Annotated in this window: 21 protein-coding genes; 6 read left to right on the top strand and 15 right to left on the bottom strand. The window is 36.5% G+C overall.

Going from position 1 to position 21,482, the window contains the following annotated elements; all coding sequences use genetic code 11:
• Positions 1-5: 5 nt before the first annotated feature.
• The 3 genes from IGL15_RS00170 to lacG are packed head-to-tail and all read right to left on the bottom strand — an operon-like array spanning position 6 to position 3,434.
• Positions 6-1,679: a PTS lactose transporter subunit IIBC gene (locus IGL15_RS00170; RefSeq protein ID WP_002288634.1), complete on the bottom strand. Its 1,674-nt coding sequence runs from the start codon at positions 1,677-1,679 to the stop codon at positions 6-8.
• 12 nt (positions 1,680-1,691) lie between these two features.
• Positions 1,692-2,009 carry a PTS lactose/cellobiose transporter subunit IIA gene (locus IGL15_RS00165; protein WP_002288635.1) on the bottom strand — a complete coding sequence of 106 codons (318 nt, stop codon included), beginning with the start codon at positions 2,007-2,009 and terminating at the stop codon, positions 1,692-1,694.
• 24 nt (positions 2,010-2,033) lie between these two features.
• The gene (gene lacG, locus IGL15_RS00160) at positions 2,034-3,434 is read right to left on the bottom strand and encodes a 6-phospho-beta-galactosidase (protein ID WP_002288636.1); all 1,401 of its coding nucleotides are present in this window, start codon (positions 3,432-3,434) and stop codon (positions 2,034-2,036) included.
• A 236-nt stretch (positions 3,435-3,670) separates the two neighbouring features.
• On the opposite strand from lacG, the gene IGL15_RS00155 reads away from it, so the two are divergent.
• Both IGL15_RS00155 and IGL15_RS00150 read left to right on the top strand, forming a co-directional pair.
• Positions 3,671-4,456 carry a DeoR/GlpR family DNA-binding transcription regulator gene (locus IGL15_RS00155; protein WP_002288637.1) on the top strand — a complete coding sequence of 262 codons (786 nt, stop codon included), beginning with the start codon at positions 3,671-3,673 and terminating at the stop codon, positions 4,454-4,456.
• 2 nt (positions 4,457-4,458) lie between these two features.
• Positions 4,459-5,151, top strand: a complete 693-nt coding sequence (locus IGL15_RS00150; RefSeq protein ID WP_002288638.1) for an HAD family hydrolase — start codon at positions 4,459-4,461, stop codon at positions 5,149-5,151.
• A gap of 273 nt (positions 5,152-5,424) precedes the next feature.
• On the opposite strand, the gene IGL15_RS00145 is transcribed toward IGL15_RS00150, so the two are convergent.
• The 7 genes from IGL15_RS00145 to IGL15_RS00115 form a co-directional block, all read right to left on the bottom strand.
• Positions 5,425-5,796, bottom strand: coding sequence for a hypothetical protein (locus IGL15_RS00145; RefSeq protein WP_002288640.1), 372 nt, complete (start codon positions 5,794-5,796; stop codon positions 5,425-5,427).
• A gap of 399 nt (positions 5,797-6,195) precedes the next feature.
• A complete protein-coding gene (locus IGL15_RS00140) occupies positions 6,196-6,426 on the bottom strand; it encodes a DUF6568 family protein (protein ID WP_002288642.1) in 231 nt (76 codons plus the stop codon).
• A 93-nt stretch (positions 6,427-6,519) separates the two neighbouring features.
• Entirely contained in the window at positions 6,520-6,858 is a 339-nt protein-coding gene (locus tag IGL15_RS00135; protein ID WP_002288643.1) for a hypothetical protein, read from the bottom strand.
• A gap of 427 nt (positions 6,859-7,285) precedes the next feature.
• Entirely contained in the window at positions 7,286-8,458 is a 1,173-nt protein-coding gene (locus tag IGL15_RS00130) for an IS256-like element IS256 family transposase (protein ID WP_000195429.1), read from the bottom strand.
• A gap of 671 nt (positions 8,459-9,129) precedes the next feature.
• Entirely contained in the window at positions 9,130-9,246 is a 117-nt protein-coding gene (locus IGL15_RS00125; protein ID WP_002288644.1) for a putative metal homeostasis protein, read from the bottom strand.
• A 473-nt stretch (positions 9,247-9,719) separates the two neighbouring features.
• Positions 9,720-10,598, bottom strand: a complete 879-nt coding sequence (locus tag IGL15_RS00120; protein ID WP_002321472.1) for an acyltransferase domain-containing protein — start codon at positions 10,596-10,598, stop codon at positions 9,720-9,722.
• Between the two features lie 322 nt (positions 10,599-10,920).
• A complete protein-coding gene (locus tag IGL15_RS00115) occupies positions 10,921-11,946 on the bottom strand; it encodes an FUSC family protein (protein WP_002325951.1) in 1,026 nt (341 codons plus the stop codon).
• 357 nt (positions 11,947-12,303) lie between these two features.
• Between IGL15_RS00115 and IGL15_RS00110 the strand changes: the two genes are divergently transcribed.
• Positions 12,304-12,807 carry a VanZ family protein gene (locus IGL15_RS00110; protein WP_002288650.1) on the top strand — a complete coding sequence of 168 codons (504 nt, stop codon included), beginning with the start codon at positions 12,304-12,306 and terminating at the stop codon, positions 12,805-12,807.
• Between the two features lie 801 nt (positions 12,808-13,608).
• On the opposite strand, the gene IGL15_RS00105 is transcribed toward IGL15_RS00110, so the two are convergent.
• Positions 13,609-13,746 (bottom strand): hypothetical protein, encoded by a 138-nt coding sequence (locus tag IGL15_RS00105; RefSeq protein ID WP_181045231.1) that lies wholly within the window; start codon positions 13,744-13,746, stop codon positions 13,609-13,611.
• Positions 13,747-13,840: 94 nt separating this feature from the next.
• Positions 13,841-14,419, bottom strand: a complete 579-nt coding sequence (locus IGL15_RS00100) for a TMEM175 family protein (protein WP_002288651.1) — start codon at positions 14,417-14,419, stop codon at positions 13,841-13,843.
• A gap of 168 nt (positions 14,420-14,587) precedes the next feature.
• On the opposite strand from IGL15_RS00100, the gene IGL15_RS00095 reads away from it, so the two are divergent.
• Positions 14,588-14,785: a hypothetical protein gene (locus tag IGL15_RS00095; RefSeq protein ID WP_002294340.1), complete on the top strand. Its 198-nt coding sequence runs from the start codon at positions 14,588-14,590 to the stop codon at positions 14,783-14,785.
• A 102-nt stretch (positions 14,786-14,887) separates the two neighbouring features.
• Here the strand turns inward: IGL15_RS00095 and IGL15_RS00090 are convergent, their stop codons facing one another.
• Entirely contained in the window at positions 14,888-15,706 is an 819-nt protein-coding gene (locus IGL15_RS00090) for a ZIP family metal transporter (protein ID WP_002294342.1), read from the bottom strand.
• 164 nt (positions 15,707-15,870) lie between these two features.
• On the opposite strand from IGL15_RS00090, the gene spxB reads away from it, so the two are divergent.
• Positions 15,871-17,601: a pyruvate oxidase gene (gene spxB, locus IGL15_RS00085; RefSeq protein WP_104765590.1), complete on the top strand. Its 1,731-nt coding sequence runs from the start codon at positions 15,871-15,873 to the stop codon at positions 17,599-17,601.
• A 185-nt stretch (positions 17,602-17,786) separates the two neighbouring features.
• On the opposite strand, the gene IGL15_RS00080 is transcribed toward spxB, so the two are convergent.
• A complete protein-coding gene (locus tag IGL15_RS00080; protein WP_002324269.1) occupies positions 17,787-18,308 on the bottom strand; it encodes an HdeD family acid-resistance protein in 522 nt (173 codons plus the stop codon).
• A 248-nt stretch (positions 18,309-18,556) separates the two neighbouring features.
• Between IGL15_RS00080 and IGL15_RS00075 the strand changes: the two genes are divergently transcribed.
• Positions 18,557-20,179, top strand: coding sequence for an ABC-F family ATP-binding cassette domain-containing protein (locus tag IGL15_RS00075; RefSeq protein ID WP_002297801.1), 1,623 nt, complete (start codon positions 18,557-18,559; stop codon positions 20,177-20,179).
• A 128-nt stretch (positions 20,180-20,307) separates the two neighbouring features.
• Here the strand turns inward: IGL15_RS00075 and IGL15_RS00070 are convergent, their stop codons facing one another.
• Positions 20,308-21,171 carry a DegV family protein gene (locus tag IGL15_RS00070; RefSeq protein WP_002297799.1) on the bottom strand — a complete coding sequence of 288 codons (864 nt, stop codon included), beginning with the start codon at positions 21,169-21,171 and terminating at the stop codon, positions 20,308-20,310.
• Between the last annotated feature and the right edge of the window lie 311 nt (positions 21,172-21,482).

The following is a 21,482-nucleotide window of genomic DNA, read 5'->3' as shown; positions in this document are numbered from 1 at the left end:
CTCCTTTATTGAAATTGGTTCAGAATAAACTGAACAGCTTTTTCAGGATCTCTCGTTAATCCGATATATTCTGCTCCTTTTGTCGCAACCAGCTTGATTCCTAAGCGATCGGTGTCTTCTTTGATATCATCATAGTAAGAATTGACTTGCGGTGCTAAGACCACCATATCAAAATCCTGCAGCATTTCGTAATGAGAACCATAAGCACCCGCCATTGCACTGATCGGTGCTTTCGATTCAGATGCACCTTTTTTTAAAGCATTAGCTAACATCGCACTTGTCCCTGCGCCAGCACAAAGTACCAACACATTGATTTCTTTATTTGCATCGCTGATAACTTGACTCGCTGCCACAGGTACTTCCTCACGTACATCGGCAGAAGCACCTTCCTCGGTTGCGATCACCTCTGCTTTTTGTGCTTCTTTCTCTACTAAGACAGCATCGTATGCTTTGCAAAATGGTAGATAGATCAGGAAGTCAACGACGATTAGAACCGCTGCTAGAACAAAAGCTAAGATACCCATGCCCGTTCCTAGAACCAAACCGATCGGTGCTGGAGTTGCCCAAGGCAAAACGTACATAAAGCTGTTCATGCCCAATACATCGACAAAAAACTTGAACAGGCAAACGTTTACAACAGGTGTTAACAAAAATGGAATAAAAAAATAAGGGTTCAAAATCATGGGTGCCGCAAATAGCAATGGTTCGTTGACAGCGAAACTTACTGGAATAAAGGAAGCTTTCCCAACTGCCTTCAACTGCTTAGACTTAGCAAAGAGTAGGAAGATAAAAGGAACAACCAATGTTGCCCCAGTTCCTCCCATAGTTCCTACAAAATTCCCTAAACCCACCGTCAGTACTTTAGAAGCTTGTTCACCGGAATTGAACAATTGCAGATTGGTTTCCACATTGGCATAGATAATTGCCGCAATTGCCGGCTCCACGATCGACGGTCCATGAACACCGACAAACCAAAACAGCGCCATCGCTCCCCAGATAATAGCGATTCCTAAGTACCCGTCAGCTGCTGTAAATAGCGGCTGCAGCACCGTAATGATTGCTTCTGCAAATGAGATTTGGAAGATTTGTCGAATGCCTAAATCAATTAAAACGGCCGCAAATACTGAAAAAGAGAAAGGAAAAATATCTCGGAAGGTTTGCGAAATCGTTCCAGGAACTTCTTTAGGCATTTTAATGGTAATATCTTTCAGCACACAAAACTTATATAAATTAACTGTTAAAAATGCAGCGACAAAGGAAGCCAGTAGTCCCTTTGTCCCCATATATTCCGTTGAAAATCCACCTTCAATCGGAGAGACGCTTAACAACAGGAAACTTACCACAGAGGCCAGCATCACAGAGGTGGTGTTGATTACTTTGTTTTTCGGTAAGCGACGATTCATCGAATCAGCCAAGCAGCGAGCAGTGGTTGCTGAAACGAGTAACCCTACAACACCCATCGAATAATTATAGACTTTCCATAGCCATGTGGAGACAGATTCAGGCCATTGGTAACCAAAAATCTCAGGAACCGCAGCAATCAAAATGAAAATGCTTGAAAATAAAATAGCTGGCATCGCTGTTAAAAATCCGTCACGAACGGCTCCTAAATAACTATTACGTGAGATTTTTTCAAAAAATGGTTTCCCTTTTTCGATTTGTTTAATGATTCCATCCATAGCGTTCTTCTCCTATCCTTGATTCTGTCTGTACAGTACAATAAAGTCTTGAATCAGATCTCTCAGCAATAAAGTGGTCATTAAATGATCCTGCCCATGGATAAAAATGAATCCCATCTCCATCTCTTTCCCAGATGCTTCTTCCGCTAAAATTTTTGTTTGCGAATTATGTGCAAGGGTTAAATTTTCGTCGGCTTCTTTCAACGCCGAATCAACATGTTCAAAGTTTCCTTGTCTTACTTCTTTCAATAATTTCAATAATGTACTGCGAGCGTCGCCTGAATATGCAACGATCTCAAAACCAAGCATTTGTAATTCCTCTTTATTCATCTTTTCTTCCTCCATTATCACTTATTAAATAATCGTTTTGGTTTCACTGACCAACTTGTACCAGTAAGCTGATTCTTTTGGGTAACGCTTCTGGGTTTCAAAATCAACATAAAACAAGCCATACCTTTTGTTATACCCATTTGTCCATGAGAAAAGATCCATAAGCGACCACAAAAAATACCCCTTCACATTTACCCCGGCTGTTATCGCCTTGCTTAAGGATTCCAAATAGACTCTCAAATAGTCGATTCTCGGCTGATCCATAATAATGCCATCTTCAAACTGATCTTTATACCCCATCCCGTTCTCAGTGATATAGATTTTGTTGTAATGTGGGTAATCGCTTTTAATTCGCAGCAACAAGTCATATAGACCTTCTGGATAAATCAGCCAGTCCCAATCAGTTCGAGGAATTCCTTCTTTATAAATACGTTCTCCGATTCCCTTCACTTTATAAACAGAGGTCCCTTTTTCACCCGTACCGTTATGATGGATTGCATTTTCTCCATCGTAAGCTTTGACAAAATGGCATTGGTAGTGATTGATCCCTAAGTAGTCATTACGCGTGGATGCTTTTTTCAATTCAACGAAATCTTCTTCAGGAAAATGATAGCTGGCCTGATTTGCTTCACATATCTCATCAAGAGCAGTCAAGGTTTCAGTTGAATAATAGCCTAAATAGGTAGCATCTAATAAGAAACGGATCGACAATGCATCGTCTAAAAAGGCAGCATGCTTATCTTCCGGCGCGTCTGTTGCCGCATATTTCGTCTCTAATGAGTGAACTACACCAATTTCACCCGGAAGTTCGTTTTCTTTGAAATAGTTCACTACACGGGCATGAGCAACCATCATATTATGAAGACAGGCGACGATCTTTGTAAAATCATATTTGATTCCTGGTGGGAAAACACCTAACAAATATTGATTGGTTGCAACTGGATAGATTTCATTAAAGGTACTCCACACCTTGACTTCTTTGAATTCATGAAAACAAAAAATGGCATAGGAAACAAATGCTTCTATTGTTTCTCGATTCAAAAAATCTCCATGGTCAAACAAACGTTTAGGGGTATCAAAATGATGCAACGTCACAAACGGCGTTACGTTTCTTTTCTTACATTCTTCGAACACACGATGATAAAAAGCGATTCCTTCTGGATTTGGTTTCCCAGCTCCATCAGGAAAAATGCGGCTCCAAGCAATGGATAATCTTAGACCATTTACACCAAAACGTTCACACAATTCAATGTCCTTTGCATATTGATGATAAAAATCACTTGCCGGATCGGGACTGAATCGCCCTTGTTCCTCTAAAAAGTCATCCCAAGCAACAGCGCCTTTGCCACCTTCCTTAGTGGCTCCTTCAACCTGATAGGCTGCTGTGGCTCCGCCAAAAATAAAATCTTCTGGTAATTTAAGCATGTACATCTCTCCTCAAATCTATAATCAGTTTTCGCTCTTTCTAACTGATTGCATTGTAAACGCATCCAAAACATTTGTCAACAAAAACAAACACAAATAATCATAAAAACCAGAAAACAGCAATAAAATCTATTGTAACAAACATAAAAACCACCCTAAATGTTTACTTTTGTTCGAATTAGATTGACTGTTGTCCGTTTATATGATAGATTATCCTTAAATTAGAGGTGAAGACAATGTTGAAAAAAGAAAGATTGCTTACTATCGTAGAAATGGTCAATAAAAAAGGAATCCTTACCGTTAATGAAATCATCAATCAATTAGATGTTTCTGATATGACCGTTCGCAGAGATTTAGATGAATTAGAAAAATCGGGCAAGCTGCTGCGTGTCCATGGAGGGGCTCAAAGTCTTTCCTACACTTTAGATCAAGAACTTTCTCACACTGAAAAAGCCACTCTGCAGATTCAAGAAAAAAAAGAAATTGCTGCCACAGCAGCCTCCTTGATTCACGAGGGAGAAACGATTTTCTTAGGACCAGGTACAACAATCGAACTATTGGCGACGCATTTACTGAACAAGAAAATTCGGATCATTACAAATAATTATCCAGTTTTTGATATTCTTGCTCAAGCAGATGGACCAGAAATTCTACTGATTGGCGGTGATTTCCGGAAAAATACCGGCGCATTTGTCGGACCGATCACCAACGACAATTTAAGAAGACTAAAGTTTACAAAAGCATTTATCAGTTCAAATGGCGTTCACAACGAAGCGATCTCTACTTACAGTACCGAAGAAGGAGAAGCACAGCAGATCGCTCTAAATAATTCCCGTAAGAAATATCTACTCGTTGATAATAAAAAATTCAATCGAGATGATTTTTATGTGTTTTATAATTTGCATGATTTCGATCTGCTCATTACGGATCGCCAGATCTCGCGGGAGGTTCAAGAGCACTATGCACAATATGTCGATCTGCAAATTGCTGATTCAACCGAAAATACCACTATAGGAGCGTAACTATGAAAGGGATTATATTTGATTTCAACGGAACAATGTTTTTGGACTCTCATCTGCATGAAGCTGCTTGGCTGCATATGATACATGATCATACAAAAGATGGTTTATCAGACGAGGATATTTTAAAAAATATTCATGGTCGGACGAATACGGAGATTTTGAAACATTTCATTTCAGAGCATTTGACCGCCTCTGAGATCGCCGTATTGTCAGAAGAAAAAGAAAGCTATTATCGTATGCTTTGCTTGCAAAATGAAAACGAGCTTCAGTTGACAAAAGGGCTTGAAGCGACTCTTGACCAGCTGACTGACCAACAGATTCCATTAACGATTGCCACGGCTACTGTCAAAGAGAATGTTGCTTTTTATTTTGATATTTTCGATTTAGCCCGCTGGTTTGACTGGGACAAGATTGTCTATGACGACGGCTCTTTCCCTGGGAAACCGCAACCGGATATTTTTCTTAAAGCGGCAGACAAACTGAGCTTAGCTCCGGCTGATTGTCTTGTTATCGAAGATGCTTACTCAGGATTACTTGCTGCCAAACGTGCGGGGATCGGAACAATTATTGCAATTGATCCATTCGGTAAAAACAAAACAGTATTTGAACAGGCACAGCTAAATAAAGATGGAACCATCAAAGATTTTACTGGTTTTTGGACAGAGCACCTGTCTGCCACATCCGTTAATTCTTAAACGATTCAACTAACTACCAAAGAAAAGCAACTGAAATGCACACCTCCTTTTATAAAAAACTGCCAGTGAAACGACATGAAAGATACACTGCTATATCCTTAGTGAAATATAGCAGTGTATCTTTGACTTTTTCATTCTTTTAACCATATGACGCGTTCATCTCTATCTATAATTAACATTAAAAATAGTGTTTTCACATTATTTCTCAAACCAATCTTAAAAATCATCAGGAGTACTTTTTTGATATACTTTTATTAATGCTGGGCGTAATGGTTAAAAGATTTCCACTAGTTCCTCTCCACCAAGCTGAGTTGAAAAATGCTTATCTGTAAACAACATAGACAAAGAGGAAATAAACGTTTCCGTATCTTTCTCTGTCCCAAGGATATTAATTAATTTTCCTACTAGGTAAGTATCATTAAACTTAAGATCTGCCTTCACATCAAAAGTTTTGATAAAAGCTTTTATCATGCGTACAATTTTGTCTTTATCGCCATAATTGATTTCACCACTCATATCAATATAGTCACTAATCCCTGAAGAAATAATGGCAACTGCTTCTTCTTTCGCCTTATCAGATAATTCATTTAATGACTGGGATTGATTGATGACTTCTTGAGTTTTATCTGTTACGTAATCTCTCATTATCCTATCGGCATACTCCGCAAAGTAATCTTGAAAAAATTCTTCTACAGGGTAACCAACTTCGTTTTCCCAACCAGGAGAAATTTCATTATCAGTACTTATTAAATCTATTAAAAACCAACCCGTTCTCTGAGTGTTGATTCTATAATATTTTTAATTTCCTATATAAATCAAAAATATTATAGAATCAATAAGCTAATTAAGAAACAAACTTTAGAAACTCTAGAAGAACTTCTGAATTTATATAGAAGTGTGTAGCTACTTACTAAATATACAAAAGTTAAAATAAAATACTCTGGATACTCTTTATACTGCATTAAAGTTAGTAATATTAACAGCAAAGATATCGAAAAAACAATAACATAATATGTGTCAAAATTTTTCATAATAAGAACTCCCTTACTGTTGCATACTAACATAATCCAAAAACTCTTCTACTTCAGCTAAAGACATTCCACTTTCTTTAGTCCAAAAAACAGTTTTTTCTATCGATCCTTCTCTGTAAACTGTAAATGTCGGAGTCGAGTTAATTGAGTAGCGACTCTTGAATTCTTTCCACTCATTTTCATCTTCTCTAACTTTTGCTACATTCACGTAATAAATATTTTCTTTTCCCTTTTCTACCAGCATATCGAATAGCTTCCTGCTTTTGATGATCGATTTCTTGTGCTACATCTAGTAAATTTTCATCAATTTCTATATCATAAAGTATTTCACTAGTGTCTACATCCACAATATATACTTTTTATCAGTAGCAATTTTTGAGTAATCCGTTAAAATGATCTCAGTCTCGTCACTTTCATCAGTATAAATATACGTTAACAATGAACTCACCTTTTCAATCGGTGTTAGCTCTAAGCCTACTGTATTTTTTACTATTGAGTCATTATTTACCACCATAACTTCGTACTGTATATACCATCCTATTTGGTTTCCATCAATATCAGTAATTGGCTCACTAGCTAATGGAGTCTCCGGAACAATATTTTCCTGATATTTCTTAAACTCTTCTGTAGCACGAAAAAGGTTATCATGTTCCTCACTTGAAACTGGTTGAGTCATAGAAAATGTTACTTGGCTAAACAGAGGGAAAATAAACACTACAATCAACAAAGTATAAAAAAAAGCCCTTCTTTTTCATTTTTTATCTTCCAATCACAAATTGAAAAACTTATTCCTGCAACTTTGAGTCTAGTATCACAATCGACTGACTACAACTATTCATTTACATTCTACTTTAAGTTCCTCCTTAACCATTAATTTTATTAAAGATACTTGTAATAGTGATTCTCACAAAATTTCATGAAAAATACTTTATTACTGTATCTAAAATTCCAATACACAACTTATCGACTATTATCTGAAAACCAAAACTTATTATTCCTTGATGTTATTCTAGCAATAGTAACTGCTTTTTTATTTTTTTGCATATTTTTTCGAGTCAAGTCCAGACTCCTGTGTAAAATGCTATACAATGTTTTTACCATTTCTACTTATCAAAATTGATGTATTTTCTTGAAGAATAAATCCATTCATCATGTAGGTCCATAAGAACGGCTCCAATTAAGCGATTGGCTGATGTTTGATTGGGGAAGATGCGAATAATCTTTTCTCTTCTGCGTACTTCTTGATTCAGTCGTTCAATTAGATTGGTACTCTTTAGTCGATTGTGGGAATTTCCTTGTACGGTATATTGAAAGGCGTCTTCGAATCCATCATCCAATGATGCGCAAGCTTTTGAATATTTTGGTTGATCGATATAATCATGAATCAATCGATTTTTAGCCTCACGCGCTAAGTTAATATCTGTGAACTTAAAAATTCCTTTAACAGCTTCTCTGAAAGATTTTGAATTTTTTTTAGGAATGGTGGTAAAGATATTTCTTAGGAAGTGAACTTGGCATCTTTGCCAACTTACGTTGGTGAAGGATTTTCTAATGGCAGAGACTAATCCTTTGTGCGCATCAGAAATAACGAGTTCCGTACCTTGTAAACCGCGTTCTTTTAGGTATTCAAAAAATGTTGTCCAGGTCTCTTCGCTTTCGCCACTTTGAATCATGAAGCCGATAATTTCACGGTCGCCATCTTTGGTTATTCCAATCGCTATATGACAGCTTTTTGAGAGTACTCGATTTTCTTCTCGTACTTTTATATAGAGTACATCGGTCATTAAGTAAGGATAATTTTTTTCTGATAATAAACGATTCTGCCACTCGTTAACCATAGGTTCTAGCTGTTCTGTTAAGCTAGAAACGAAGGACTTAGAGACGGATTTACCACAAAGTTCTTCCACAATTTTTGATACTTTACGAGTTGAAACGCCTGATACATACATTTCCAACATTGAAGCCATGAGGGCTTTTTCGTTTCGTTGATAACGTTCAAACACTGTGGGTGAAAAATGGCCATCACGTGTTCTGGGTACTTTTAATTCTAGCGTGCCTACACGTGTCGTAAAGCTGCGCTCATAATAGCCATTTCGTTGACTTTGTCGGTTTTCTGTTCGTTCATATTCTTTTGCTTGAATATATTCTGTTCGTTGATTTTCCATTAGTTGATTAAATACCGTTGTTAAAATATTTTTAGAAACGTCATCCTTTACAGAATATTCAATAATGCTTTGAATCTCTTCGCTTTTCAGTGTAAAATGTACTTGGGTCATGTAAAAGTCCTCCTGGGTATGTTTTTGTCGTTAAAAACATTGTACCGTAAAAGGACTGTTATATGGCCTTTTTACTTTTACACAATTATACGGACTTTATCTTTTTTCGGCGTTACTTTTTAAAGTTAACTTTTTCGACAAATAGAAAGAGATACGAATCACTGATTTTTTTGAAGAAAAGAAATGGAGTGAGCTGAACGTTAGAGATATTGGGAGCTTTCGTAACTGCTTATTAAACGATAATGGTTATTTGCAACCGTATTGCTCGCTTCTACATGAAATATTTCATGAAATATTTCATGAAATATTTCGCAAAACCTTTGATTATGTAGTTACGTTTCCATTCTTGACTAAAAATGTTTCAAAAACGAACAAAGGTGTTAAAAGGTAAAGTGATCAATACTACTGGTCAAAATAAGAGGTTGAAAGGGAATTGAAAAATAACTACAGATAATACTTTTATAAACGTACGTGCTTTGTGGTTCTGTAGTTAACTATATAACTGGAATTAGGGAATGGTATCAATTTGAAAAGAAAGATTCTACCAATTTATCATATGTTAAAAATGGAAAATCAACAGCAGTTCTTTCGGAAACCTTACACAAAAACCGATTATTGAAAATAGCCGAAAAACGTTTTTCGGCTATTTTTTTAATTAAGTTTCCTTCTTCTTACCTTTTCCCACTATTCCGTTTCACATCTTTGATGATCTTCAGCGCACGTTTTCGTGTTTTGATATTTGGACTTTTCAAGCGGCGGTATGCACTTGAGATATCTGTTTTTTCCATATGGACGACCCACTTTCTTCTTTGATTGTAGTCATGCTAAAAAACACAAATCGAAACAATTACGATTTGTGTTTTAAATGGTATCAAAAGTTAAAATGAAAGTCAACTTGTTAAAACAGTCGATCAGACTAGCTGATTGACTCCTATCTCTGGAAATAAATTTTCATTATTACGTTTTAGCTACCTAAAAAAGGCCCTCTTGTCCGTTAACTTTAATATCTATTGTTATAGCTAGTTTACCTATTGAACGTACTGTGTTCGATAGAACACTAAAAAAGAGGCTGGGACAGAAGCGTTTAACTCCAAGAAATAAGAAGAAATTCACGAAAATTGCTTTTCAAATTTTTGTGAATTTCAGCTTATTTCCGAAGGAGTTGCTTCTGCTTCCACCGTTTATACGTGTTTAGAGCGTGAGACAAAAGTGTTCTTTACTTTTGTCTCACGCTCTTTTAAACTATTTCGAAGTACTAAACTTATGAAGTGAGAATACCTAAGCCAGAGCCAATGTGCTCGCCTGCAAGCAATTGCTCTTTTGCTTGTCGCTGTAAACTCGTACTTTCTGGATAATCATGTATTTGGGCATCTACTCGTCCAAAGATCCAAGGGACTCCACTATCGTCCTGTTCATCAACTGATAATAATCGATAATCGGCTGCAAAAAGACAGATTTTTGACTCTTTTTTCAACCATTTAGTAAGATTGGGTGATAGTAACCAAGTATCTGTGTACATCACTTGGTAATGGTAATCAGGAAAATAAAGTTCAAAAAAACGAATGGCACTTTCGTAACTATCTCTTATCTTATTCTGAGATAAATCTGCATCGGAAGGAATATGAAGAGAAAGGCACTGCTTTCCTTCTAATCTTAGATCCGTGTACCCTTTCGGAAAATATGTCATTTCGTACTCCAATTCACCAATCCGAAAGATCAAGCCACTAGTGTAATGCCAAATCCAAAAACCACGGTCAAAGCGATAGCTTCCTGTTACTTGGAAATGTTCATGAATAAATCTAGTAAAAGCATTCATTGTTGCCAAATAGATAGTTCTTGGAATCTTCAATGGTTGATAAATTTTTTTCCAACTTTGAGAAGCTGCATATAGATAAATAGCTAATGCTGCAAAAGGTTCCTCTTCATAGACTTTGTCTATTTTCTTTGCAGTCGCCTTTGCTTTATTAGGATCCATTAGTTCATGACTATATTGCTCAAACACCTCATCAAGGATGTTTTTTGCTTGTACAATCATTTGCTCTATAACGACTTTGGGAAGAGTTAAAGTTTCTGCCAGAATTTGGATTTCATTGCTTATTTTCTTCATCAAATTTCCCCTTTTCATATCTTTGAACCTCATTGTTTAAATGACTGATTATCCGGACACCATATGGTATAAACATACTTTTATTGTACACTAACTATAAAACTTAAACTTTCTATGAAGAAAGAATATCTGTAAGACTTTCAAGGAAAGCATTGACCATCTCAGGAAAGTTTATTCAGTTACCATCATAAACAAAATTTTTTGATAGAATAAATATAAAATTTTTTTGAAAGTTCCTTTCCACATTTTTGTGTGAATTTGACTTAATGCTGAGAATCTGGCTTTTGAACACCTTGAATTAGAGGTTGTGACAAAAATCTTGTCATAACCTCTTTTGGCACATATATTTGTCCTTCTATTCTAATTTTTGACGAACAACCGTTAAATAATGTTGCAAACCAACCGTCATTACCCACGCAACACCTAAACCGATGAAACTTCCTATGACGATCCCTAAAAAACGATATTCGATCAAAGAAATCAAGTATGCTCCACGAATAAGTGTAGATAGCATCAACGCCATCGGATTAAGAAAAATATTAGCAACTGCATAATTTCTAGCAACTAGAAATTGTGCGATTCCATATAGAAAAGTGATCAGAAAAATGGTCTGCAACTGCGTAAACGGCACAAATGACAAGAATGCCGACACACATAACCCACCCATCGATCCAATCAGATATTGGACTTGTCGATGCTTCATCGCATCCAAGTTTTCTGCTAGCAAAATCGATGCACATGACAAGGTCAACCAATAAGGATTATGCAGATTCAAGCCGTGACTGACATAAACGGAAAGAAATAAGGCAGCGCTGTAGAAAACAGAATCAATGATCACTAAAGGCTCTTCGTGAAATCTTTCTTTTAAAGTTGCTTTTTCAATTGTCTGCTCAGGCCGTGAATCCAGTAATTTTGTAATCACTGCCGCAATCAGTGCAAAAACGACGCCCATAAAAAAATAAAGTGAGACGATTGGTAATTGGACGATCGGCAGCTGCATACTCGTTCCCATGGCAGAAAGCATCGCAAAAAACAAGCCACCTGGTTTAGAAATATGGAATAATCGCAACACGAATCTGCTGGAAAAAGCAACCAAAGCTACGGCAAATGGTTCAAGCCATAAAACATAAGTCGATAAGATCCCCAAAACGAAAGCAACCAACAGTCCGCAACCGATCAGAAACATACGTTTCAGCAAATATTTCATCGGTATGTTTTGATAATAGAAAAAAGTAAAGATCCCTAATGATGAAAAACTTGAAATCAAAAAATCATGATTTATGTAACCTAACCATAATACAATAAAGATAAGTAGCATCAGGTTCATGATACGAAAAGGATTATCTTGTATTTTATTGAAACGAAAATAAGTCTTGAACAATCTATCCCTCCTTCCTAGTAATTGGAAAAAAAGCTGAATCAAAATGAAATGCCAATCCCGTTTGTCAGCATTACCTAGTATAACAACTATTTCTTGATTTTTCATAAAATTAGTGTCAAGAAGAAAAAGGCTTGGAAAAGTCAAAACAAAGAACGAACATTCCGAGTCGTTTTAACAAAAAAAAGATAGCAACTTTTCCAAGCAACTCGCTATCTTAGCTTTGTTAAAGAAACCGGATTCCCAACAAAAAAAGCTTTTAATTTTCGTACGATAACTACGCTGGTCCTTAAACTTCATACTTTTTTATGATTTTTCAGCGGTTTTCGATGGTATACTTTTTAAATGGAGGAGATGTCTATGCGGTATGTATCAAAATTTTTATTAGGAATTTATTTATTCTTTTTATTATGGTTGATTTTATTCAAGCTATCATTTAATCTTCCACAATTCCTCACTTATTCTTACAGCAATGTCAATCTCGTCCCTTTTTCTACTTTTTCTTTTGAAAATACAACGGTATTACGCGAGACCACTTATAACTTGATTGTCTTTTTTCCTTTTGGGGTGCTTTTGAATGTCAATTTCAAGAGACTTTCTTTTTCTAAAAAATTAGGGATTATTTTCCTTGTAAGCTTCTTGGCAGAATTGATTCAATTCCTATTCGGTATTGGAGTAGCGGACATCACTGATTTGATAACTAATACAACAGGAGGACTGATAGGTTTATGGGCCTATCAGCTTCTAAACAAACATCTATCGACAAATAAGTTAGACCGTCTAGCCATTATTTTGGGATACATTTTATTCTTATTTCTGATCGTAGCTTTTTTATTTTTGACCCGAACTGTCCGTCTTCAATAAAATCGTTCGTAAAAAAAGACCGTAATAGACACATTCCAATGTGTATCTATGACGGTCTTTTTATTCAGTCATTGGTTTAAAAAAATCTATTTTCATCTCTAATCTACTATATTATTGCAGCAGGACGACTTGCAGTTTGAAACTGACAGGCTATATTCCCCTTATTTAACAAAAAGGGTTTTTTAGCTTAAAGGCTTAACATTCTTCCTAGTCAATATCTCAATCTAGAAAGGAATTCCGTCTTAATTTATACCCTGCTCAGGTATATTATTTTTCTATAAAAAGCTTGTTTTATAAGTAATTACTTTACATTTTCTATGGTTTTTCTCCTTATTTAGGCTCCCTTTTCCTTGATTCTGCCAGTATATTCTGCCTGATCCTACTTTTTGAAGGCATTTCAAAGGAAAAAAACAGTAGTTTTTAGAAGTAGTAGAGAAATCTGAGACACGGTATTTTCTGTGTCGTTATTTTTTAAGTATAAAATAACAAAAGCATAAAATGAGATACGTTATTTTTTTATTCCAAAAACCACACCGTTTTATACTGTTTGAAAAAACGTTAATATTTATTCATTTCTGTTGTATATCTCCTATCAAAAGAAATCTATACGCCCTTCTTTGACTAGTTTTTTATTTTTATCTCTTACGAAGTTATCCACTGTGGAAAAACTAACTATCTATTTTTCGATACACTTTTCTAAAAATTAAATTTTCCACAAATAAAAACACGTTTACAACAGAATCATACTGCTGTAAACATGCTTTTCTTAAATAGATAGAACATCATATTACATAAAGATGTTTATTTTTTTATTGCTGTGAATAATGTCAAAAATCCTACGACACCAACTACTGTCCAAGTCAATTGACCTTGATCCAAATAAATAAGCATCGTGACAAAACTAGTAATCAGTCCTACATGAATTCTTTTTTGATCCATCTGCATCCCTCTTTGAATACTAGTATCACTCGGATATTTGATCGTTTATTTATTTTTTCTATATTTTTCTCTTAAATTTTAAACATGGATCATTTTACCGATATTGTGATTCGATGGTACGACTTGGGATGATCCAAGCAGCTAGAATCACGATGTTTGCGATCAGCACGGCTACTGGCGCTACTAAATACCCTAAGACAATTCCTAACACATTCAAGCCAATCGATAAATACGATTTCTTGTAATTATTCAACATCGCCTTCAATGCTTTCTCGTGGCCTTTATTTGCTTTGACAAGTTCTTTTGCCAAGATATAATACGCAATATTAGCGGTCAAGGTAACAAAACCATAAGTCATTTCTGGAGCCAGGCTATTGATGTACTCACTGATCCATGAAGTTGCAAACGGAAAAAGCGAAAGCGCAAAAACAAAGAAACTGTTCGCCCATAAGACCCGTCCATTTATCTTATGTACAACTTGAAATAAATGATGATGATTGTTCCAATAAATCGCTAAAATGATAAAACTGACAATATAGATAAAAAATCGGTAACCTAATGCAGCGAGCGCCTCCCACGTATCTCCGTTAGGTTCGTGAAGTTCTAAAACTAAAATAGTCATGATAATCGCGATTACAGCATCTGTAAATGCTTCAAGACGATTTTTAGGCATGATATTCTCCTCCTTTTCCGCTCTATTTTAGATGATAAACCAGAGAAAAAGCAATTGTTTGATCATTTAAGTAGATGAAGTAAAAATCAGTCTTCAGTTGGAGGTGTTTTTAAACAATCCCTGTTATACTTTTTCTATAGTAAAGAATGAACAAGAGGAGGGTTTTGTATGCGTCAAAAAAATATGTTCTTAAATATCTTCATGGTTCTTTTAGTGCTAATTGCAGCTAGCTTCGTCATCAGTCTTTTTGTCAGTGTCCTAAGCGGGCTTTTATGGTTTGCGGTCAAAGTTCTAATCCCAATCGCACTTATCATCTGGCTTGTTCGCTGGATCAAAGGAAATACACATAGAAAAAACTATTATTAATGTATGATACCATTCACTTCATTATGATATAACTTACTAAAAAAATAGGGTCGCGATATAAGTTCGCGACCCTATTTGATATATCATATATATTTTTTTTATTTATCCTAATGCCACATCCAAAATCATCATAATGATAAATCCACTCATGACGCCAAAAACTGCAAAATGACGTTTGCTGGACAATGTCTGCTGTGCTTCGGGGATCAATTCTTCCACCACGACATAAATCATTGCTCCTGCGGCAAAAGCAAGTGCATAAGGAAGCAGCAGCTCCACTTTCGTTACTAGTAGCGCTCCAATCACTCCAGCAATTGGTTCAACGATTCCAGAAGCTTGTCCGTAAACAAAGGCCTTTTTACGACTCAGACCTTCTTGTCGCAACGGGATTGATACAGCTGCTCCTTCTGGGAAGTTTTGGATACCAATACCTAGCGCCACCGAAACAGCGGCTAATATAGCGGCTGTCGGATTATCCGCAGTTGCTGCTGCACCGAATGCTACCCCCACGGCTAAACCTTCAGGAATGTTATGCAATGTAATAGAAAAAACAAGCAAGATCGTTCGTTTTAAATGGGTAGGCAATCCTTCTGCTTCATGTTGTGGTCCAAAATGCATATGGGGCAGTGTTTTATCTGCCATATATAAAAACACACCGCCTAAACCAAACCCAATACTTACAACTAGCCAAGCAATATCTCCATTTTCTTCTGCTTTTGTAATAGCCGGATCTAACAAAGACCAAAAACTTGCAGCAATCATGACACCAGAAGCAAATCCTAACATCAAGTTTAGCACTTCTTTTTTAATTTCTTTAAAGAAAAAAACCAACCCGGCACCAAGAGCTGTCATAAAATAAGTAAAAGCTGTCCCAGCAAGTGCTTGCTGCCAAGGTTCAAGTCTCAATAGCCATTCAACCATGCCATTCCCCTCTCTTGAATCTATCTATGTACTACTCTAGCATATTCCCAAAAACATGACTACATTTTTGTGAAAAGACGAATTAGTTGGGATTTTCGATAAAAAGTTCTATACTCTAGTTACAAAAAATTTATGTATCATCATTGCTAAAGGAGTGAAACACCATGTCAAAAATCAATGCAGGAATCGCAATGGTAAAAGTTCTTGAAAGCTGGGGTATCGACCATATTTATGGCATTCCCGGAGGATCTTTCAATTCAATTATGGATGCGCTATATCAAGAAAAAACCGAAATCAACTACATTCAAGTTCGTCATGAAGAAGTCGGCGCACTCGCAGCCGCTGCAGATGCAAAATTAACGGGGAAAGTCGGCGCTGTCTTCGGCTCTGCAGGACCTGGTGCGACACATTTGATCAATGGTTTGTATGATGCACAGATGGACCATGTGTCTCTAGTAGCGTTCTTAGGACAAGTTGCTTCTACATCCATGAACTATAACTCTTTCCAGGAACTAAATGAAAATCCTATTTTCGCAGATGTCAGCGTATACAATCTTACAGTCATGACACCACAAAGTCTTCCGCATGTAGTAGATGAAGCCATTAAAGCCGCCTATGAGCATAAAGGCGTGGCTATCGTGACTATCCCTGTTGATCTTGGTTTTGAAGAAATTGACGAACAACCTTTCTCCACCGCTCACACTCACAAAACAAGTGTGATATTACCAGAAGAAAAAGATTTGCTAGCTGCTTTGCCTTATCTTGAAAAAGCAAAAAAACCAGTTCTTTATGTTGGTCAAGGAACGCGAAACGGATTTCCGCAAATCAAAGAATTCTCAGAACATTTTTCAGTTCCTATTGTCGCTTCCGTTCTAGCAAAAGGAATTATTCCTGATGATTATGAAAACTTTCTTGGTTTTGCTGGACGTGTCGCTACTAAACCCGGAAATGAAGCATTGGCAGAAGCCGATCTGATCTTATTTGTCGGTAGCGACTTCCCATTTGGACGTGCATTTTTTAATCCAACTGCTGAATTTATCCAAATCGATATCGATGCGTCAAAATTTGGACGACGCCATGAAACATCTTTGTCGATCCTCGGTGATGCAAACACAGCTTTGCAAAGACTTGTCGAGTTAGGGGATGCTCGCCCTGCTGATAGCTGGTACCTAGCAAATCAAGAAAATAAAGAAAAATGGGTAAATTGGTTGAAATCTTTTGAAGATCGAGAGGAAGAACCGATTCGTCCAGAGGCTGTCTATAAAGAAATCAATCGTATTGCTGAAGACGATGCGATTTTCGTCACAGATGTCGGTAACACGACTATCCATTCTATTCGTTTATTGAATATGAACGGTAAACAAAAACATACGACATCTGGATGGTTCGCAACTATGGGTAATGGTGTGCCAGGAGGAATTGCCGCACAACTAAGCTACCCAGAAAAACAAGTATTTACCTTAAGTGGTGATGGCGGATTTGCTATGGTCATGCAAGATATCATTACACAAGTCAAATATCAGCTTCCAATTATTAATGTTGTCTTTTCGAATGATTCTTTTGGTTTCATCGAAGCAGAACAAGAAGATACGGAACAAAAGAAATTTGGTGTATTTTTAGAAGATGCAGATTTCGGTAAAGTTGGAGAAGCGCTCGGGGCAAATAGCTTTACAGTCACAGAATACTCGCAACTTCGATTTGCCTTTGATGCAGCTGCAAAATCAGATCGTCCTGTAGTAATCGATGTGAAGATCAATAACAAGCGCCCATTGCCAGTAGAAGATCTGCATTTAGATCCAAGAAAATATTCTGAAGAAGAAATCCAAGCATTCAAAGAAAAATATGAAGTCCATGATTTGCCAGTATTGAATGAATTATATGAAAAGAGGTTGTGACAACTGCGCTATGCTTCGAGTATTAAGATAAAATTTGTGTATATAGCTTCTCACATTTTTGCATAAATTTGTCTCGTCACCTAAAAATCACCTCGTGCATATTTGTCCATGATAAAAAAGCCAGCTTCCAATTACAACAGTAAAACTGTAATCGGAAGCCGGCTTTTTTATTTGTTTGATTTTACTTATCTAAATGCATAGACGATATGTGTGATACCAAATAACATAAAATAGAATCCAACTAAAAAGCTTAATGTCAACGCAGAAGAAATTGGATTAAACAATAAGAAAATTCCTAATAAAATTCCTAAAATATTGACGATGATCGTAAACCAATAATATCCTTCACTTACTCCTCTTGCCAAGTCAGCAGTAAATAACGCTAAAACTGAATCAGCAATAAACCATACTGCAAAAACAAAAGGCAATGCTGCGACTCCTGCACCAATATTAAATAAGAAAAAGACGCCAACTAGAATATCGATGATCCCGATTATTAAGGGCATTTTTCCTTTATATCCTGTTAGCTCTTTTAATCTGTTACGTACAAACAGTTCAAATATCCCTTTAATAAAAGCAAAAATCGCAAAGACTACTACAATTGCAACTAAATTTCCGACAGGGTCTTGAAATGATAACAATGAGACAAGTACAAATAAAATCCCTAAAATCAATGAGCCCCAGTCGGTAGTTCTTTTTTCATCCATTTTCAATCCTTCTTTCATTTCTTTTACAGTTTTATAGTACTCCCTCTTATAAATAACGTCAAAAATTATGCTGTTGCAAACTAATAAATCCTATAGTAGCTATTTTCGCTCCTCTTTTATTTTTATTTTTTTCATTCTGTTTCACGTGAAACACAAAGAATGTTCGATTGCCTTGAATCTTTTACCTTTCCCCTATATAATTCTATAAGACTTGTCAAAACTAATAATGATAAAAGTGAGGAAAAAAATTGATTACTGTAAATGATGTGAGTTTGCACTTTTCAGACCGCAAACTATTTGATGATGTGAATATTAAATTTACCCCCGGAAACTGCTATGGCTTGATTGGTGCAAATGGTGCAGGTAAATCAACGTTCCTTAAAGTGTTATCAGGGGATCTGCAGCCTTCCACAGGTTCCGTTACTATGGGACCAGATGAACGGATGGCCGTATTGAAGCAGAACCATTACGACTATGAAGACTATACTGTACTTGAAACAGTCATCATGGGACACAAGCGTCTGTATGAAGTGATGAAAGAAAAAGATGCGATTTACATGAAAGAGGATTTCACTGACGAAGATGGTATTCGAGCAGCTGAATTAGAAGGAGAATTTGCTGAGCTTAATGGATGGGAAGCTGAACCAGAAGCAGCTGTTTTACTGCAAGGTCTGAACATCCCTGAAGAATTGCACCATCAGCAAATGAGTGAATTAACTGGTGGACAAAAGGTAAAAGTGTTATTAGCACAAACACTATTTGGTAAACCTGATGTTCTTTTGCTAGACGAACCAACAAACGGTCTGGATATCCAATCGATCAATTGGCTGGAAGAATTTTTGATCAATTTTGAAAATACTGTGATCGTTGTATCCCATGACCGTCACTTTTTGAACAAAGTATGTACACATATGGCGGATCTAGATTTTGGTAAAATCAAACTTTATGTAGGAAATTATGATTTTTGGTTGGAATCTAGTCAACTAGCGGCTAAACTTCAAGCAAACGCAAATGCCAAAAAAGAAGAACAAATCAAAGAACTCCAAGAATTTATTGCCCGCTTTAGTGCGAATGCATCAAAATCAAAACAAGCAACTTCACGTAAAAAAATGCTTGAAAAAATTACTTTAGACGATATCCAACCTTCTTCTAGACGTTATCCATTCGTTGGATTCAAACCTGAACGTGAGATTGGAAACGACTTATTGCAGGTAGAAAATGTAAGTGTAACGATTGATGGAAAGAAAATTTTAGATGATATATCTTTTAATTTGAGCAAAGAAGACAAGGTCGCTTTCGTCGCAGAAAATGATATAACAACAACAACGCTATTCAAAGTTATCATGGGTGAAATTACGCCAGATACTGGAACAGTACGTTGGGGTGTGACAACAAGTAATTCTTATTTACCAAAGGATACAACGAAAGAATTCGATACTGATCTAACAATTTTAGACTGGTTGCGTCAATATGCAAGTAAAGAAGAAGATGATAACACCTTCTTAAGAAGCTTCTTAGGAAGAATGTTGTTTTCTGGTGAAGAAGTATTGAAACCAGTGAATGTTTTATCTGGTGGAGAGAAAGTCCGTTGCATGCTTTCAAAAATGATGCTTTCGAAAGCTAACGTACTTGTATTAGATGATCCAACGAACCATTTAGACTTAGAATCAATCACAGCATTGAATGACGGCTTGATGGCATTTACTGGCTCAATCTTATTTGCGTCACATGACCATCAATTTATCCAAACATTGGCAAACCGCATCATTGCCGTTTCGGATAAAGGTGTGATCGATCGAGCTGATACGACATATGATGAATTTTTGGAAAATGCAGATATTCAAAAACAATTGAACGAGTTATGGGCATAATGGCCTATTTAGCTTAAAAAATAAAAAAACAGCGACCTCTAAGAGATAGGATGCTCATCTATCTTTTAAGAGTCGCTGTTTTTGTTACAATCAATTTCTGGGCTTTTTTACAGAATGAGTTACTGCTTTTATCGACTGATTCCCATCGAAAAAATCGCGATACAGCCATAGCCTGTGTGACTGGCGATCGTTGGTCCTAAGGGATAAAGCTTCACATCTTTCATCTTTATCTGCTCTTCCAAAAGCCGTTTTGCCTTCTCCGCGCTCTCTAGATCCCCAGCGTAAGCCACATAAACGATTTGATCAAGTGGTGCAACGATTGTTTTTACCGTCTCATTGACGATTGTCTGGATCGACTTGTTTCTTCCTCGAACTTTGTCAACATTCGTCAGCCTTCCTTCTTTATCCACCGTAATAATAGGCTTTACACTCAATAGACTGCCAAGAGTAGCACTTGCTTTGGAAATCCTACCGCCTCGTTCTAGATATTTCAGATCGTCTACTGTTACCCATGAATGGACTTTCAAATAATTACTTTCCAGCCACTCTAGGGTTTCTTCGATGCCTTTACCTTCTTTTTTCAATCTTACAGCTTCCAATACTAAAAGCCCTTCCCCAATACTTGCAGCTTTTGTATCAAAAACATAGATCTCAGGGTCTTCATATTCTTCCTTCAGCAATTCAACCGCTTGAAGCGCACTACTGTAAGAGCCGCTTAATCCACTGGAAAAAGCCACATATAAAACAGGAATCTGTTTTTCCGCATAAGAACGGAAAAATTCTAAATATCGGCCAACATTGATTTGTGATGTCGTAGGCATCGCACCATTTTTCAGCTGATTCATGTAGCGGTCATAATTGAATGTCTTTCCGAGGTCATCTACTAACTCTTGATCATTCAATTGGAGATTCATTGATAAAAAATCAACTTTTTCTTTTGCTAATACATGGTATGGCAGATCACAACAAGAATCTGTTACAATTTGATACACATTTTTCAACCCCTTCTCGTTACATTTTACCCTTATCGTCTATTATAGCAAATCTCTTGCGCTAGACACACTTTAACCGGTTTATTTTCGCAAGTTCTAATCAAAATAAGAGGTTGTGACAGAAGTGGTCAGCTTCAAGAAATAAGAAGGAATTTACGAAAATTGCTTCTCAAATTTTTGTGAAATTTCGGCTTATTTCCGTAGAAGCTACTTCTGGAACACCGTGAATCAGAGGTTGTGAGCCTGCCGTTTAGCTCCGAGTCACAAGGAACAATTTCAAAAAACAGCTTCTCATGTTTGTTGAATATTGT

The organism is Enterococcus sp. DIV0436a (assembly GCF_051711605.1).
GTDB lineage: Bacteria > Bacillota > Bacilli > Lactobacillales > Enterococcaceae > Enterococcus_B > Enterococcus_B faecium.
The sequence above is the reverse complement of the archived record's forward strand: the minus strand, read 5'-3'. Positions and strand labels throughout refer to the sequence as shown.